The sequence below is a fragment of the Microbacterium sp. NPDC055683 genome (assembly GCF_053617895.1).
Window position 1 is genome coordinate 50,975 of sequence record NZ_JBSHGQ010000002.1, and the last position, 15,665, is coordinate 66,639.

A 15,665-nucleotide genomic window follows, 5' to 3' on the forward strand; every position below is an offset into this window, starting at 1 on the left:
AAACAAAGGGGATACCGCCAGGCAATCCTCTGCCCGTAGGTTGGCGGCGACGTCCGTCCCACGGATCGCCCCACCCGAGTTCCCGAAACTGGAGCCTCAATGTTCAAAGATTCCTCCGAGGTCCTGAAGTTCATCAAGGACGAGGACGTCAAGTTCCTCGACATCCGCTTCACGGACCTTCCCGGCGTGCAGCAGCACTTCAACATCCCTGCTTCCACGGTGGATGAGGAGTTCTTCACGGTCGGCCAGCTCTTCGACGGCTCCTCGATCCGCGGCTTCGCGAACATCCACGAGTCCGACATGCAGCTCATCCCGGACGTGACGACCGCGTACCTCGACCCGTTCCGCGAGGCGAAGACCCTCATCATGGTCTTCGACATCTACAACCCGCGCAACGGCGAGATCTACGCGAAGGACCCGCGCCAGGTCGCGAAGAAGGCGGAGAAGTACCTCGCCTCCACCGGCATCGCCGACACGGCGTTCTTCGCCCCCGAGGCCGAGTTCTACATCTTCGACGATGTGCGCTACGAGGTGAAGCAGAACGCGAGCTTCTACTCGGTCGACTCCGAGGAGGGCGCGTGGAACACGGGCCGCACCGAGGAGGGCGGGAACCTCGCCAACAAGACCCCGTACAAGGGCGGCTACTTCCCCGTCTCGCCCGTCGACAAGACGGCCGACCTGCGCGACGACATCAGCCTCAAGCTGATCGACGCCGGTCTCGTCCTCGAGCGCGCGCACCACGAGGTGGGCACGGGCGGACAGCAGGAGATCAACTACCGCTTCGACACCATGGTGCACGCGGCCGACGACATCCTGAAGTTCAAGTACATCGTCAAGAACGTGGCCGAGGAGTGGGGCAAGGTCGCGACCTTCATGCCGAAGCCGCTGTTCGGCGACAACGGCTCGGGCATGCACACGCACCAGTCGCTGTGGAGCGACGGCAAGCCGCTCTTCTACGACGAGGCCGGCTACGGCGGGCTCAGCGACATCGCGCGCTGGTACATCGGCGGCATCCTCGCCCACGCGCCCGCCGTGCTCGCGTTCACGAACCCGACCCTCAACAGCTACCACCGTCTGGTGAAGGGCTTCGAGGCACCCGTCAACCTCGTGTACTCGGCCGGGAACCGCTCGGCGGCCATCCGCATCCCGATCACGGGCTCGAACCCGAAGGCCAAGCGCATCGAGTTCCGCGCCCCCGACGCATCGGGCAACCCGTACCTCGCGTTCGCGGCGCAGCTCATGGCGGGCCTCGACGGCATCAAGAACCGCATCGAGCCGCACGAGCCGGTCGACAAGGACCTCTACGAGCTCCCCGCCGAGGAGGCCAAGAACATCCCTCAGGTCCCGAACTCGCTGCAGGACTCGCTCGACGCACTCCGCGCCGACCACCAGTTCCTCCTCGAGGGCGGCGTGTTCACGCAGGAGCTCATCGACACGTGGATCGAGTACAAGGAGGAGAACGAGATCAAGCCGCTCGCGCAGCGTCCTCACCCCTTCGAGTACGAGCTGTACTTCGGCGTCTGACCCTCGCTAGGCCCGCATCCGGCCCAGCTCCCGCGAGAAATCAAGGGAGCTGGGCCTTTTGCTGTCCTCCAGGAGTCCACTTATTCACCCCGCGGTGTCCACAAAACGACCACATATTGGTCCTGAGACGCCCTCGCGAGCACGGTCTGCGCACTCGCGCACGCTCGCGCGCAACTCGACGCATAGGGCGGAGGTGAAGACCTACAACCTGCTCCCAGTCCTCCTGACCGTCGACGACCTCGCCGAGTACACGGGCATCCCCGTGCGCACTCTGGACCGATGGCGACAGTCTGACGACGGCCCACCGTTCATCTCCTTCGGCCGGCACATCCGCTACCCCGAGGACCAACTCCTCGAGTGGATGCGCGCTCAGTCCAACATCGGGTCCGCAGCATGAGTCGCGGTCGGCCCGCCCTCGCTGTGGGCGAGCTCGGCAGCATCGCGTACACCGTGTCGGGCTCAAGGGTCTCTGCAACGGCCTGGACGCGGGACGCGTCCGGCGAGCGTCGCAAACTCCGAGCGACCGCACCAAGCAAGGACGACGCAGCAGCCCTCCTCCGCAACAAGGCGGCTCAGCTCGCGCTCACTGACGGCCTCGCGGGTTCCGATTCAACCTTTCGCGACTTGCTGGACACTTGGTGTGCCGATGTGGTGAGCATTCGGAACATCCGCGAGCAGACGAAGCGGATGTACTACGTCAAGTCGCGCAAGCTCGGTCGCAGTTACGGCGCGATTCCGGCTATCGAGCTGACGCCACAGCGGGTCCAGAAGATCGTCAATGAGCTCGCCGCCGAGAACTCTGCGCATGAGTACTCCGTGCTCCGCGGTGTGCTCTCGCAGGCCCTCCGTTGGGCGGTCGTTGCCCGTATCCTGCCGGTCGACCCGCTCGCTGTCACCCAGCGGCCGCGGCCCAAGAAGGTGGCCAAGCCGGTCTCGATCACCCCTCACCAACTGAGGGTCTTCCGTACGTCATTCGCGGCATTCGTCGACGAGGGCGTGCGCTATAGCAATCGGAGGAACGCGCAGCTGGCCGTCGATATCATCGTGGGGCTTGGCGGCATCCGTATCGCTGAGGCTCTAGCTATCCGCTGGCGCGACGTTGACTTCGAGAACGGCGTCGTCGAGGTGTGTGGAACCGTTGTCCAACTGACTGGACAGCCAGTCTTCCGTCAGCCGCAGTTGAAGTATGAGGGGCAGGAGCGGTTCGTCCAGCTCGCAGACGACGGCATTGCAATGCGCGCTCTTCGCGCCGCTCGACAGGAGGCGCCGGCGTTCAGGCGCGGCCAGGACGACCCGGTGATCGGGCGCATACAACTCGATGAGTCACCATGGGTCTCACCGTCCATCGTCAGCGCTCATTTCGATTCAGTGACATGGCGTCCCGAGGTCGTCGCGGCACTGGCCGAGACGGGGCTCACTCCGCGGCAACTGACCCCTCATACGCTTCGCCGCACGGTTGCGACGGCTGTCTCTCGCGCCGAAGACGTCACCCGAGCTGCAGAGCTGCTCGCTCACGCGAACACGAAGACCACCCAGAGGCACTACATCACGCCAGAAGTCGAGACGGTGGATGCCGTCGCTATCGACGCGGTCTTCGGGCTGTGATGCCGTCAGGTGCGCTACTACCCGCCTGCATAGCGCACCATGACGGTCCCGAGGTCACCGAAGTGCTCCGCGAGCTGCGCCGGCGACACACCGATGCCGAGAATGATCGTCGCGAACTGGGCCAGCATGTTCTTGCGCTCTGCGGTGCCGCGCTCCCAACGAACGCGAGCAGGATTGGTCGCACCAGGCACGAAGGCCTGACGGTCGCGAACTTCGACCCGTGGGAAGCGGGCCAGCTCGGCCTGCCATTGGGAACCGGGGCGATGCGGCACGAGCAACAGTGCGCGCGAAACGTGGCCAGCCTCCCACTCGGTGACGAGACGCCGTGTCCAAGTGCTCGGGCCATCGTTGCTTCCACCATTGAACGGAGGGTTCAAGAATACGGAGCTGGGCGACCCATCTTCGTTCGCCCAGTTCGCCTGTGCGAGCCCATCGTCCACGGCGGTGACGTGCCGGGCCGCCGGAACCGAGTGCTCAGGGTCGGCGGCCGGGTCGAGGTCCACTCCCCCAAGGCACGCGACGACCCGCTCTACGATATGTGCCGGCGTAAGCCATTCGTCACTCGCCGACGTTCTGCGATGCGTCAGGTAGATCGCGGATGCCGCCTGCCCAGCTGTGCGCTCGCGTCGATGCTCGGCAGCTGCTTCCGTGACTGTGACCTCGCCTGAGGCAACCCGTTCGACGAGCTCCTGGTCATCCCCACGTACGACGGCGACGGCATCGCGGACGAGGCGCGAGCTCACGCCAAGCGCAGCAGCAGCTTCCGGCTGTGTCATGGCGCAAACAGGCAGCGCTGCCGGTTTGCGCCCCTGCCTCGAATCGGCAGCAAGGCGAGCAGCGATGAGGGCGCGCTGGCTCGCCGTCAGGTGCCTGCGATGCAGATTTAGGCTGAGCACGAGCGCTCGCGCCTCGTCGTCACTGAGTTCGACGTCTCGTGTCGTGAGCTCGATGCCGAGCGCCTCGCACGCCAGTGCCCGGTGCCGACCGTCGAGAAGCGCACGGGTTCCGTCAGCGCTGCGGAGCACGATCGCAGGCTCGCGCTGGCCGTGGACCTCGATGTCGTGTGTGAGTTCGGCAAGCTCGTCTTCCGACATCGCAGGCAAAAGGTCTGCGACTGGATGAACGCTGAGCGGCATGATTCTCAGCGTATGCGCCCGCGCATAAGACATGCGTGGATGAGGTCGAGGAGCGTGGGCGCGTCATCGTGTGTGCAAGCTTTGTCGCACACCCGCTCTTGGACGTCGCGTCCTTCGTTCTTCGCGCACACGCGGCGATATTGCACGATGACCTCGAGGTCTTAATCATCCACCCCCGCGGGATGCGGACTCCCAGCATCCATGGTGGCGCTCGGCGCGACGTCGCGGGTGCGATCGAACTGTTCGGCCACCGAGCTGCATGGGCACTGTTGCCGGCGCTGCCTTTCGGTCGCTCCCACGGAGACCGAGAAGCCGCCATCGTTGCTGCCGCTGCCACACAGCCCCAGGTACCGACTGTGATGCTGACAATCACTCCGCTCTCGGAGCAAGTGGCCTCACACATCCAGGTGTTCGACCACGACATCGCTGCCGATGACCCGAACGAGATGCTCGACCGTGCGCTGGCATCTCTCCTCGACCGCATCCCGGAGCAACCGTGGTGAGGCAGGCGATGCTCGCGCCGCTCGAGAGTCCGCGCGGGCTCGTGTTTCTGGACAGCAGCGTCCTCGCGAGCCCTCTCACGGACCTTCGCGTAGTCCTCGAAACCGCAAACGAGATGCGCGAGCTTTCCGATCTCGACCTCGGCGCCCTCCTTCATCTCGACGAGACCGTCCCCGTGCAGGGCGAACGCTCTGAGAAGGCGCTTTTCGATCTCGGTTGGCGTGGGGCCGCTCGACTATTGCCACGTCGTGCGCGGTGGAGCACTCAACGGCCCCGTCTTGATGTGCTCGGCGCCATCGCCACACAGAACCAGGTGCCCATCGTCACGATCACGCACGCCGCAGTTTCACCGTCCCTGAGACGCGACATTCGGTGGCTACGAGCGCCGCTCGGCGCTGATGTGCGCACGCTGATGCTCGCGGGCGCCGGGGTGGTCGAAGAGCACCTCGAGGTGACGAAATGACACCCATCATCGTGGAGGCTTCGCTCCTCTCCCACCCCCTCGCTGTCCGCAGCTTGAAGCGCAACCGGTCAGCCACCCCCATCCTTGCGCTGGCGCCACGCTCGCTCTGGCGAGATGAGCACGGTCCTCTGGAGCTGCCGTGGGAGCGCATCATCCCGCCCGCGCGAACGGTCTACCTTGACGATCTGACTGCCCCGGTCGAGGCCGTAGTCCACTGGCTCCTGGACCGCCACGACAAGGAGCACATCGCGGCCGTTGCAGTGGTGACATGTACCCAAACGGACGATTCGCCGCTGCTTCGCCTGCCGTATCCCGCGCTCACCTTGGTTGCGAGCCCATGGGAGCCCAACTTCGCGATCGATGACGCGGTGCGTGCCCTTGACTCGCTCTCTGTCGTCCGGTGACGGCTCGGCGAGAGCGATTCGCCACTCCCAGCGGGCTACCGAGCTTCGTCGGTGGCCAACCCTAAGCTGAGAGCGGTCCTGCAGGAGGTGGTCGTGACAGCACAAGCGATGCTCGACGACCTCGTAGGCACCCTCGGCTACCGTGACTCGCGAGGGTATGTCGACGCGTCTGTGGAACCCGGTGTGCGGGGCATGGTCTGGAACGACCTTCAACAGAAGTGCGGCGTCGATGCTGCCTTCTTCAAGGGCGCCGTTCCCGTAGTGGCCTTCGTCGCCGCCGATACCCGTGACGAAGCTATGCAGGCTCATCGCCGCTTGTGGAATTACGGCCGTGTGCCGGTCCTCATCGTGACGACGCCAGACCAGGTCCTCGCACTGAGCTGCAACATGGCACAGACTCCGGGGCGGCCCGACGCAGCACTGCTGGCAGAGTCAAGCTACAGCCAGTCGATTGCCACCGTCTTCGCGGACTTCACTCGATTCAGTGTGGAGTCGGGAAGACTCGCGCAGCAACGCGGGAAGCAGTTGGATACGCAGAACCGCGTTGACCATCTCCTCCTGCGGAACCTCCGCGCCGTGCGCTCTCAGCTACTAGCTGCGGGGGTTGAGCAACACGAGATCGAGCCGCTGCTCGGGCGCTCCATTTTTGTTCGGTATCTCGAAGACCGACACATCCTCGCACCCGACGACTTGCGTGAGCTCGGCCAACCCGAGTCGCTCGAGGCAGCACTCTCCAGCGGCTGGGATGCCCTTTCTTCGCTGTTCATTGCCATGTCAGACCATTTCAACGGCGACGTGTTCCGACGAGGTGTCCTCACACGACCGCTCCCCAACGCAGCGATGAAAGTCCTCGCAGACTTTTTCAGTGGCGCGGACCCGGCGACGGGCCAAGTTCCGTTGTGGGGCTTTGACTTCGCAATCATCCCACCGGAACTCATCAGTTCGATTTATGAGCAGCTGCTCGCACCCCAGCAGAAGGCTGATGCGGCCTACTACACGCCACGACGGGTGGTCGACCTCGTACTCGACGAGCTACTCCCCTCGTTCACGGGTCCGTCGACACCCGTAGTGCTCGACCCTGCATGCGGCAGCGGAATCTTCCTGACCGAGACTTTCCGCAGGCTCGTCCACCAGCGCAGAGCGCTGACGCTGAGCACCCCGGACTACGGCGAACTCAGCACGATGCTCACGGAGTCCATCTTCGGCATCGACCTCAACGCCGACGCCATCGGCGTCACTGCGTTTGGCCTGTACCTCGCTCTCCTGGAGCACGTCGACCCACGCACAATCTGGCGGACGGTGAAGTTGCCGAACCTCGTCGGCACGAATCTGATCGTGTCCGATTTCTTCGAGGCGAACGCGCTCAGCGGTCACACGTTCGATGTAATCGCTGGCAACCCGCCGTGGAAGAGCGCACTCACGCCGGCAGCACGCCGGTATCTGAAGGACTCCCAGCGCGTGGTGCCCGACCAGCAGATCGCGGTGCCATTCATCTGGAAGACGTCGGAGATGCTTCGTCCAGGCGGGGTCGCTGGTCTCGTTCTCCCGTCCAAGACGGTCCTTCACAATCGCGCCAACCCCGCAGACAAGTTCCGGCTGACGTTCTTCCGCGAACTGGATGTGCAGACTGTCATCGACCTGTCGCCTCTTCGCAAGGAGCTCTTCGGCGCGGCGAGCCCTGCCGTAGTGGTCGTGATCGGCGCCAACGCCGAGTCCGCCGGTGAGGAGCTGCTGCATGTATCGCCGCGCCGAACGCCGATCTCCGAGATCATCGACGGCATCGCGATTCCACAGCAGAACATCCGGCGTATCTCCCGCGCACGCGCGCAGGTGGACCCGTCGATCTGGAAGACGCTCCTTTGGGGAGGACCACAGGACGTCGACCTGGTGTCGCACCTCAGAGAGACGTTCCAGACGCTCGATACCCAGGCGGAGCTCCGCGGCTGGCATTCGGGTGCTGGCTACCAACTGGCGAAGAACCGAGACGAGAACGACGCGTCTCATCTGCACGACTTGCCGACCCTCGCCACCAAATCGCTTGTCGCGATGGCCGCACCGGATGAACGGACACTCGGCGCTCCGATCACCACGCCTGTGATGCACCGCCCTCGCGAACGGGCGATCTACCTTGCACCGCACATCCTGATGCGAAAAGGCTTTAGCAAGACGCCGATGGCCGCGTTCGTCCCATACGACGTCGTCTTCACGGACGGTCTTTTCGCGTTGGCCGGACCCGACGAGGATGCGCCCGCGCTGCGCGCTGTCTCGGCAGTGCTCAGCTCATCAGTGGCGACCTACTGGTACCTGATGACCTCGAGCTCCTGGGGCGTCGAACGAGAGCAGCTGCATCAACGAGAGTGGCTGAGCCTGCCGCTACCAGCTCTCACTCCCGAGGCAGAGTCCGAACTCGGCGACATGGTCGACCGCGCGTCCGGAACGCAGTGGCGCCTTGCCCTCGATCGATTCGTCGAAGAGAAGGTCTACAAGCTCACAGACGACGAACGTCAACTCATCACGGATGCCCTGACGGTCAGGCTCTCTGAGTTGCAGGACGGGCCGAAAGCGGATGCCTACGAAGAGCCTGACGCCGCCGCCTTCTCCTCCTATGTCGACGCTCTGAAACGGAGCATGGACGGTCTCGAACTAGGAGAATGGAGTGTCCGCCTGAGCGAGACGTCCAACGGCTTCTCCCGAGTGACGTGCGAGCACGTTGAAGCCTTCGACTCCCCCGCCGCCGCCGACACTCGCTTCGCGGTAGACAACCTGCTGAAGGACGATGCTGCGGTCCTCGACGAAGCCCTGTCGTCGGCGACGATCATTGAGCCGCAAGCAGTGATTCTCGATGAGAACAGGGTCCACATCGTGAAGCCGAGCCGCCGCACCAGCTGGATGGCAAGCGCTGCCGTGGACGATGCCGCTGACGTGTTCGATGCGCTCCTGAGAAGCGAGCACGTGCGAGACGGACGTGCTCAGTAAGGGGCTCGGCCGGGTGCTGGGACACGCCAGCGAGTTCATTCACAGCCGGGCCGCTCAACAACTCCCTGAGCTGGTTCGCGACCTGATGGACGATGCGCTCGCCCTGTGGGCTGGCAACAGTTGGCACACGTTCAATCACTTGGAGAGCAACTGCAGCGCGCAACTCTACCGCTGGCTCAGAGAGGCGAAGCGTGCTGACAAGCGGTTCTTCCCCCTCGGGGTGAACATCGAGAACATCGAGTTCACGCCTGGGATGCTCGCCGGAACCGAATCGATCGTCGGCGCCTCCCGACCTGACCTACGAATTCATGTGGGCGATAGTGGCGTTCTCCTCGAAGCCAAGCGCCTCACCGACACCGCGCAGCACTGTCGCGCGTACGTCGACGACGGGATGGCACGGTTCGTGAGCTCAGCATACGGGGCCGCCGAGGGCTGGGGCGTGATGGTGGGCTATGTGCAACAGCCGACCACCGCTGGGATCGAGCCTCGCGTCAACGGGTTCGTGAAGGCGCACTCGCTGATGGGCACTGGCCACGAACTCGTCCCCCAGTCAACCAACGTCCACAGTGAGAAGCTGCGTTCGTCTCACGTCCGTACATCGGGGAAGCCCATCAATCTCGACCACGTGTGGGTCGTCCTGCCCTAGCGCTCGTGGCCTCAGCTCCGGTGCAGAAGGTATAGCTTCCGCACCGGTGCAGAACCCCGCCTTTTACACCGCGGAGTTCCGAGCAGGTGTCGGTGCAGAATGGGACTTCTGGACCACGGTGTTCCGCACCGCCTTTCGCACCGCGCATAAGCACTGCATGGCCACGATCTCCTACGCTCGCGTCAGCACGAGCGACCAGAGCACCGATTCTCAGTTGCCCGACCTCGACGCGGTCGGTGCCGAGCGGCACTTCGAAGACGTCTGTAGCGGCTCGGTGCCGCCGCTCACACGCCCCGGCTTCTCGGAGTTGCTCCGCTTCGCGCGCCCCGGTGACGAGGTCGTCGCGTGGCGCCTCGATCGCGTGGCACGCTCGGTGCGCGGCCTTCTCGAACTGGTCGAGGAGCTCGACCAGCGAGGCATCGTCCTCCGCACGCTCCGCGACGGCGTGACAACCGCCGGCCAGGCTGGGCGCCTCCTTCTGGTGATTCTCGGAGTTGTTGCCGAGTGGGACCGGGCGAGCATCCGGGAGCGCGTTCAGGCGGGTGTCGAGGCTCGACGGGCGAAGGGCTTGCCTCTCGGAAGGCCGAAGTCGCTCACGCCAGCACAGGTGCAGCTTGCTCAGCGTCTGCGCGATGCCGGTGATTCCTGTGCCGAGGTCGCACGCCAGATTGGGACGTCGAAGAGCACGGTCGTCCGAGCGACGCAAGGGCCGGCATCATGAACAATGACCCGCACGACGCCTTCCTCCAGGCTGTCATCGTCCTCGCGACGATGGTCAACGTCGACGCCCGCATCGCAGCCGACCCGGGCTACGTGGCAGACCGGACAGGGCGGGCAACCGCACTCCGTGCGCAGCACCTCGCCGAGGCGTTGCATGCGTTCCGGGTGGCGCGGGCGAGGTTCGAGGAGGCGCGGTCTGATGACTGAGCCTCGATGAGATCGCAGCTACGCACTGTCGCTGGCCCTCCATCGCGAGATCGCTCGCACCCTCGACCGAGACCCCGAGCTCGTGCGCACCCGCGGCCTCGCCGGCGTCGAGATTGTGCTTCCGCACGTCCGCGGCGCTGCTCGCGAGGGTGTGCTTCGGTGGCGGGCTCTGCTCGAAGCCCGCAACTGGGTGGCCGTGCGCGCGCTGCTGGTAGGCGAGGAAGAGAAGGCCGCGGAGGCTCGGCAAGCCACGGTCTTCCTCGGGGGTGATCACGCAGGAGCGGCGGCAGGAGATCGTCGACGAGGTCGTCGCGCGAACCAGACCCTAGGGCTAACCGAACAGCACCGTCCAGCAGCGGGGGTGGATGCCGGTGACGAAGACCTGGCGTTCGTCGGCGTCGAGGTTCGGGAAGGTTGTCTGCACAAGAGCGCGTGTTCGCCCACGCCCGCAGAGCGTCGCTGCCTGGGTCGGTGTAACGCGGCGGAGCGACGCGGTGCCGCAGTGCAAGCACTTCGGGGTCACCCAGTTCACGAAGTCCGTCACCCGATGGCTATGCGCGGCCGCGTCGGTCAGCGGTACTGCGTGAGCTGAGCAGCCTCAAGTGCGGCGGTCATCTCGGCGTCGAGCTCGACGCGAATGATCTCCACGCCGAGGTCAGCGATTGCCTGAGCCAACCAGGCCTTCGGGCGCGTGAGATAGAGCTCCACCATCGGGTCTGCGATCGCGAGCACGATGCGCGTCGCGCCTGTCTGTTGCCGAATCCACGTGAGTTTCAACACATCCTGCGCGAGCTTGCGACCCTGCCCGCTCAACACTTTGCCGTGGTGCGCGAAAATCTCGACCAACACGGAGAGGTCCGCCGATGCCGCGTCGATCTCGACGCGGCCCCCGTTCGCCGTCACGCTGCGCGCGTGAGTCGGAAGGATGCGGGAGGGCGTCGGTCATGAGCTGATGATGGCACGGAGCGGGGACACGGACACCTCGGCCGAGCGCGGAAGACTTCCTGCCGCCAGGATGGGAGCATGACCGATTCTGCGCAAGCCCGCCGACACGAGTTGTCCGTCGTTGAGGGTGCGGTGCGATGAGTCTGTCTGACCACCTGCGCGACCCCGGTTCTCCGGTCCGGGCGTTCCTTGAGGGCCTTTCCCCACGCTTGGTCGCTTCGGCGTCGAAGTCAGCCGGCGGTCGAGAGGCCGCGGATGCGCTCGGACTCGCCGACCTGGCTACATCCCGCCTTGTCATTCCACGCCCCGATGGCGTCGATGGCACGTTGGCAGGGATGGCCTTCGACTATCGCGCACGCATCGCGCTGGGCACCTTCGACCCGCTGACATCCGCTGCTGCAACCGGCGCCGTGCGCGCAGACGAGTATCGCCTGCTCGTCGAGAACGGCGAGCACAGAGTGACGGTCCTTCAGGGCGCATTCGAGGTTGCCGCGGAGATGCTCGGTTCAGGTGACGAGCTCGACGCCGACCGGGCTTCGGTCCTCCTCTCCCACTGCGAGCGCGTGGTGCGCGCGGGAGGTTCAAAGGCACTCAGCGGCACCACGGGCGACCTCCTCGACGCTGCGGCAGACGGTGCCGACCTATCCGCCAGGCTTGATCGCCGGCTGCTCGATGATCTCGGGGCGCTCGTCGGCGCGAGCCGTACGCAACTGGAAGCCTGGCAGCGAGAGATCGACGAGGGCATCGGATTCGAGCCGAACCCGAGCTTCATCGGTGCCCCATTGGTGGGCGGCGCTGACGGCGATTGGCTGGTCGGTGACCTGCTGGTCGACTCCAAGGTCTACGCGCACCTCAACGTCTCAACGCTGCGCGGTCACCTGCTGCAACTGCTCGGCTACGTGATGCTCGACCTCGACGACTTGCTCGGCATCCGTCGGGTTGCAATCTGGTTGCCCCGACAGCAACAGCTCGCGACCTGGACGCTGTCACGGCTGCTCGGCGGTGACCCGGAGGACCTTCTCCCGACTTTGAGGGAGGGCTTCGTGAAGGCCACGGGGCGACGCCAGCTCGCGCGCCCCGTGCCAGTGCCCGAGCGCCGCCGGCATCAGATGTTGGCAGACAATCGGCATACACCGTACGAGATGCTCGACGAGCTTGGCCGGAGTGAAGACGCTGACATTCGGCGGCGAGTGGGCCGGAACGTGGTCACGCCGGAGGCCACAGTTCGACTTCTCGCAGAAGACCGCATGGCGAGAGTCCGTGAAGGTGTCGCGAGCAACGAAGCGGCACCGGACGACGTGCTGCAGGTGCTGTCTACCGACGTAAGCAAGGCGGTGCGACTCGCCGTTGCGGCGAATCCCGCAGCTCCCCGCGCCGCGCTGAGTGCGCTAACCGCCGATGCGGACTCGTCCGTGCGATGGAGTGCACGGACGAACGACGGCGAGGTTGACGGCACCATACGTGGGGTCGTCGCCGTCCCCGAGCCGAGCGCGGCGGGCACGACCGTAGCCTCCTCGACTGATCGCGATGAGACGGCATGGGATACGAAGCTGGTCGAGGGTCTGCTGGATGTGATGGGTAACGCGACGCCGTGGGGCAGCCGGCGACTGCCCGTCCCAGAAGCCTCTAGCCTCTGGGCGAACATCGATGGCCGCAACGTTCGCGTCCCTGAGTGGCTTCAGTCAGGAATCCCGCGCGCGGTCGCAGAGAACCTCCTCCGAGCCGATCGCCCGGCCTGGCTACGGCGTCGAGCGTCGCTGGAACTCCCAATCGGTGACCCAGACGTGAGGGCGGAGCTGCTCGCCGACTCCGACCCGGACGTGCGATGGTGGGCGTTGAAGCGGGCCGTCAACATCGAGGCCAGCGATCTGACGGCGAAGCTCATCGAACTCGGCGGCTCCAAGGCAGCGCGCGTCGCCTTCCGCAAGGAGGGCCTCGACCGATTATTCGAGGTGCGGCCGCCCCGCGAGTATGACGCCGAGGTTCTCGAGGTTCTCGCAGCGCACCGTTCAGCGCCTCCGGACTTGCTGACGGAGCTCGCGGCCACGGCTTCGGCCAGCATCCGCCTCGCACTCATTGCAAACCCCGCGCTTCCGGACGCTGATCGACGCGCCGTCATCGAAGCGCTCATGTCGAGCCGGGCCATCGAGCGCGAGGGGCTCGCGCGTATCGAGCCACTGCCGCTCGATGTTGTCGAGCGGCTGGCTGCCGACCAGCACAGTGATGTGCGCCTGGTCGTCGCGAACCGCGGTGACCTGTCAGATGAGCTTGTCGCGGTCCTCGCACTGGACCGCGATTGGGACGTCCGCTTCGCCCTCCTTCAGAATCCAACGGCCACCGAGCGCGCACCTTCGAGTCTTGCCATCGATGTCTTGCGAGAAGCCCCGGAGATCTCCGTTTCCGACGTGCTGCGGGTAGTCGAAGAACTGCCGGAATCAGGCGAGCTCGACGACGCGATCTCCGCGTCCCTGGTCCGACTCGCTAAGAGTCGCGTCCGCTCTCCCGACCTTCGCAGCGGGGCCGCGCGCCACGCCCTGACCCCTGCAGACGCACTCGAACGTCTGGCCGGTTCAACGGACGCGGACCTTCGCGAGGATGTCGCCGGGAACCCGGGCGCGCCAGGAAGAGCCCTTGCGAAGCTCGCTGACGATGACGCCGCGGGAGTCCGTTCGGCGGTAGCGCGCAACGTCGCCACGTCCGACGCACTAGTGACCGACCTCTCGCACGACGGCGACCCCCAGGTGCGTGCAGCCATCGCCTCTCGTCATGAGCTCGACCTCGAAGTTCTCGCGCGTCTGCTGGACGACGAAGAAGCTGTCGTGCGACGCGCGGCGCGGCGTCACCCTGCCGCAGCAGAGGCTTCGCGGCGGTACGGACTGACCGCCGACGTAACGGGCAACGATCTCGCACCACAGGCGGGCGCTGAACCCGTCGACCGGGAGGTCTTCGAGGCACTTGCGGGCTCGTCGCGCGCTGAGCAGCGAATGAAGGCTGCATACGACCCGCGGACCCCCGTTGACATCTTGGAACTCCTCGGAGGGGAACGGCGCAGTCGGCAGGTTCGCCGCGCCGTCGCAGCCAACCCGCATGCACCCGCTCGCTTGCTGCGAGTGCTCACTGGCGATGCCGACGAGCAGGTTCGTCAGGCGGTGGCGTTCAACGGCTCGACGCCTTCTGAGGTGCTCTCCGACCTCGCTGGGCGGAGCATCGACCTGGCGATCATGGTCGCACTCAATCCCGATGTGCCGGACGACGTACTCGCGACGTTGTCTCGTGACAAGGAGCCGCTGCTGCGGCACATCGCAGCTGGCAGAACGTTTGAGCGTGGTCTCTCAAGCAGCTCAGGTCAGATGCCCACCCAACAGATCAGCCCACGCGAAGAGTGAGCCGCACGAAGGGTCTGTGTGTGTAGGACAGCCCACCTGTGCGCGCAGCTTTTAGCGGCCGATCTTGGTCGCGCCCTGCACCTTTGCGCCAGTGACGGATGTAGGGCGCACGACGGTCGTCTTCGTAACCTTCGTCCCCGCGCTGCTCTTGAGCACGCCGTACCCGCCTGATGTCTTGACGACTCGCCATCCCTGCTTCGCCATGGCGCCAGTGTACGCGTGAGTCCCGACATCAGGGCTGTATTTCATCACTCCGCCACCTTCACGTCGTCATCCTGACCAATCTCGAACGCGATTGACATCATCTCCGCGGTCAGTTCGACGAGAGCCACATCTCCATCATCGAACGAATCCGCCTTCGGCGCGTCGAGCGTGACCATGCCGTACGAGCCTGACTCGGTCCAGATGGGAACGGCTATGTACGTCTCGTACCCCGACATCGTCCCGTCGTAACCAGGAGGGCGCTTCTTGCCGAGATCAGGGTAGAACCCAACGGCTTTTCTGTCGATGAAGGCAAGCGCTGCATCCCCACGGGCCGTCCCCGCGACGAATGGCCGGGGTCGCTCCCCACGACCACCGTGCGCAATCGAGTCCATGCTCACCGGGTTGTTGTCAGCATTCAGGAGATAGACGACCGCTCGCGGGCGCGAGACGTGGTCACTCACGACCGTCCTCAGGGCCGTCGCCGCTGTCTGTGCCGCCGACTTGAGGTAGGCCTGCCGGACATCGTGCGGCTGTCTGGCCATATCCGCCGTCGTCGAGGCGAAAGGCATGAGCTCGTCCCGGAGCTTCACCAGCTGATTGCGCTTTGCCTTGTCGATTGACGTCCCACGCCGGTGCTCGATGGCCTTGGCAGCTACCGTCACCCCGACCGCGGCGAGTACGCAAGCAATACCGCCGGCGAACAGCCAACCCTGGATGCCCGTGGTGTCCCGGGTGGCCCACGCGATCAGCTGTGCACCCGCGAAGCTTCCGATGACTGGGACGGCCGCCGAGACGACAGGCCAGACCCAACCGCCGCGTCGCTTGCTCATCCCAGCATCGTATGGCCAGGCGGGTTGCGAATGCGGAATCCGCGGGATGGACAGCATCGTGTCCGAAATCGGACGGACCGCGGGACCCGATGAATGATAGAAGTATCATTACCAACCA

The 15,665-nt window shown here is 65.2% G+C and carries 15 protein-coding genes; 11 read left to right on the forward strand and 4 right to left on the reverse strand.

What is annotated here, in order from left to right; all coding sequences use genetic code 11:
* Positions 1-99: 99 nt before the first annotated feature.
* The 3 genes from glnA (at position 100) to ACWGPF_RS01275 (ending at position 3,129) form a co-directional block, all read left to right on the forward strand.
* Positions 100-1,524 (forward strand): type I glutamate--ammonia ligase, encoded by a 1,425-nt coding sequence (glnA, locus tag ACWGPF_RS01265; RefSeq protein WP_452331086.1) that lies wholly within the window; start codon positions 100-102, stop codon positions 1,522-1,524.
* A gap of 193 nt (positions 1,525-1,717) precedes the next feature.
* Positions 1,718-1,921 carry a helix-turn-helix domain-containing protein gene (locus ACWGPF_RS01270; RefSeq protein ID WP_452331087.1) on the forward strand — a complete coding sequence of 68 codons (204 nt, stop codon included), beginning with the start codon at positions 1,718-1,720 and terminating at the stop codon, positions 1,919-1,921.
* Between the two features lie 23 nt (positions 1,922-1,944).
* Positions 1,945-3,129: a tyrosine-type recombinase/integrase gene (locus ACWGPF_RS01275; protein WP_452331088.1), complete on the forward strand. Its 1,185-nt coding sequence runs from the start codon at positions 1,945-1,947 to the stop codon at positions 3,127-3,129.
* Between the two features lie 17 nt (positions 3,130-3,146).
* Here ACWGPF_RS01275 and ACWGPF_RS01280 read toward each other — a convergent pair whose 3' ends face one another.
* Positions 3,147-4,265 carry a hypothetical protein gene (locus ACWGPF_RS01280; protein ID WP_452331089.1) on the reverse strand — a complete coding sequence of 373 codons (1,119 nt, stop codon included), beginning with the start codon at positions 4,263-4,265 and terminating at the stop codon, positions 3,147-3,149.
* Positions 4,266-4,300: 35 nt separating this feature from the next.
* Here ACWGPF_RS01280 and ACWGPF_RS01285 point away from each other — a divergent pair, with 35 nt between their 5' ends.
* From ACWGPF_RS01285 to ACWGPF_RS01315, 7 genes are all read left to right on the forward strand, one after another.
* Entirely contained in the window at positions 4,301-4,768 is a 468-nt protein-coding gene (locus ACWGPF_RS01285; protein WP_452331090.1) for a hypothetical protein, read from the forward strand.
* Positions 4,769-4,776: 8 nt separating this feature from the next.
* On the forward strand, positions 4,777-5,229 hold the full coding sequence (locus ACWGPF_RS01290; protein WP_452331091.1) for a hypothetical protein: 453 nt from the start codon (positions 4,777-4,779) through the stop codon (positions 5,227-5,229).
* Positions 5,226-5,633 (forward strand): hypothetical protein, encoded by a 408-nt coding sequence (locus tag ACWGPF_RS01295; RefSeq protein ID WP_452331092.1) that lies wholly within the window; start codon positions 5,226-5,228, stop codon positions 5,631-5,633. The genes ACWGPF_RS01290 and ACWGPF_RS01295 overlap by 4 nt, the downstream gene beginning before the upstream one ends.
* Positions 5,634-5,726: 93 nt before the next feature.
* Complete coding sequence (locus ACWGPF_RS01300) at positions 5,727-8,609, forward strand: HsdM family class I SAM-dependent methyltransferase (protein WP_452331093.1); 2,883 nt, start codon at positions 5,727-5,729, stop codon at positions 8,607-8,609.
* Entirely contained in the window at positions 8,599-9,255 is a 657-nt protein-coding gene (locus ACWGPF_RS01305; protein WP_452331094.1) for a hypothetical protein, read from the forward strand. The genes ACWGPF_RS01300 and ACWGPF_RS01305 overlap by 11 nt, the downstream gene beginning before the upstream one ends.
* 46 nt (positions 9,256-9,301) lie before the next feature.
* The gene (locus ACWGPF_RS01310; RefSeq protein ID WP_452331095.1) at positions 9,302-9,976 is read left to right on the forward strand and encodes a recombinase family protein; all 675 of its coding nucleotides are present in this window, start codon (positions 9,302-9,304) and stop codon (positions 9,974-9,976) included.
* Positions 9,973-10,182, forward strand: coding sequence for a hypothetical protein (locus tag ACWGPF_RS01315; protein WP_452331096.1), 210 nt, complete (start codon positions 9,973-9,975; stop codon positions 10,180-10,182). Before ACWGPF_RS01310 ends, ACWGPF_RS01315 begins: the two co-directional genes overlap by 4 nt.
* 570 nt (positions 10,183-10,752) lie before the next feature.
* Here the strand turns inward: ACWGPF_RS01315 and ACWGPF_RS01320 are convergent.
* Positions 10,753-11,085, reverse strand: coding sequence for a hypothetical protein (locus ACWGPF_RS01320; protein ID WP_452331097.1), 333 nt, complete (start codon positions 11,083-11,085; stop codon positions 10,753-10,755).
* Positions 11,086-11,264: 179 nt separating this feature from the next.
* Here ACWGPF_RS01320 and ACWGPF_RS01325 point away from each other — a divergent pair, with 179 nt between their 5' ends.
* Entirely contained in the window at positions 11,265-14,513 is a 3,249-nt protein-coding gene (locus ACWGPF_RS01325) for a hypothetical protein (RefSeq protein ID WP_452331098.1), read from the forward strand.
* Between the two features lie 51 nt (positions 14,514-14,564).
* Here the strand turns inward: ACWGPF_RS01325 and ACWGPF_RS01330 are convergent, their stop codons facing one another.
* Positions 14,565-14,717, reverse strand: coding sequence for a hypothetical protein (locus ACWGPF_RS01330; RefSeq protein WP_452331099.1), 153 nt, complete (start codon positions 14,715-14,717; stop codon positions 14,565-14,567).
* 44 nt (positions 14,718-14,761) lie between these two features.
* Positions 14,762-15,547 (reverse strand): GAF domain-containing protein, encoded by a 786-nt coding sequence (locus ACWGPF_RS01335; protein ID WP_452331100.1) that lies wholly within the window; start codon positions 15,545-15,547, stop codon positions 14,762-14,764.
* Positions 15,548-15,665: the final 118 nt, after the last annotated feature.

Bases quoted from the DNA above. Each gene is read 5' to 3' on its own strand.
- glnA (WP_452331086.1), top strand. From the start codon at position 100: ATGTTCAAAGATTCCTCCGAGGTCCTGAAGTTCATCAAGGACGAGGAC.
- ACWGPF_RS01280 (WP_452331089.1), bottom strand. From the start codon at position 4,265: ATGCCGCTCAGCGTTCATCCAGTCGCAGACCTTTTGCCTGCGATGTCG.
- ACWGPF_RS01290 (WP_452331091.1), top strand. From the start codon at position 4,777: ATGCTCGCGCCGCTCGAGAGTCCGCGCGGGCTCGTGTTTCTGGACAGC.
- ACWGPF_RS01295 (WP_452331092.1), top strand. From the start codon at position 5,226: ATGACACCCATCATCGTGGAGGCTTCGCTCCTCTCCCACCCCCTCGCT.
- ACWGPF_RS01315 (WP_452331096.1), top strand. From the start codon at position 9,973: ATGAACAATGACCCGCACGACGCCTTCCTCCAGGCTGTCATCGTCCTC.
- ACWGPF_RS01325 (WP_452331098.1), top strand. From the start codon at position 11,265: ATGAGTCTGTCTGACCACCTGCGCGACCCCGGTTCTCCGGTCCGGGCG.
- ACWGPF_RS01330 (WP_452331099.1), bottom strand. From the start codon at position 14,717: ATGGCGAAGCAGGGATGGCGAGTCGTCAAGACATCAGGCGGGTACGGC.
- ACWGPF_RS01335 (WP_452331100.1), bottom strand. From the start codon at position 15,547: ATGAGCAAGCGACGCGGCGGTTGGGTCTGGCCTGTCGTCTCGGCGGCC.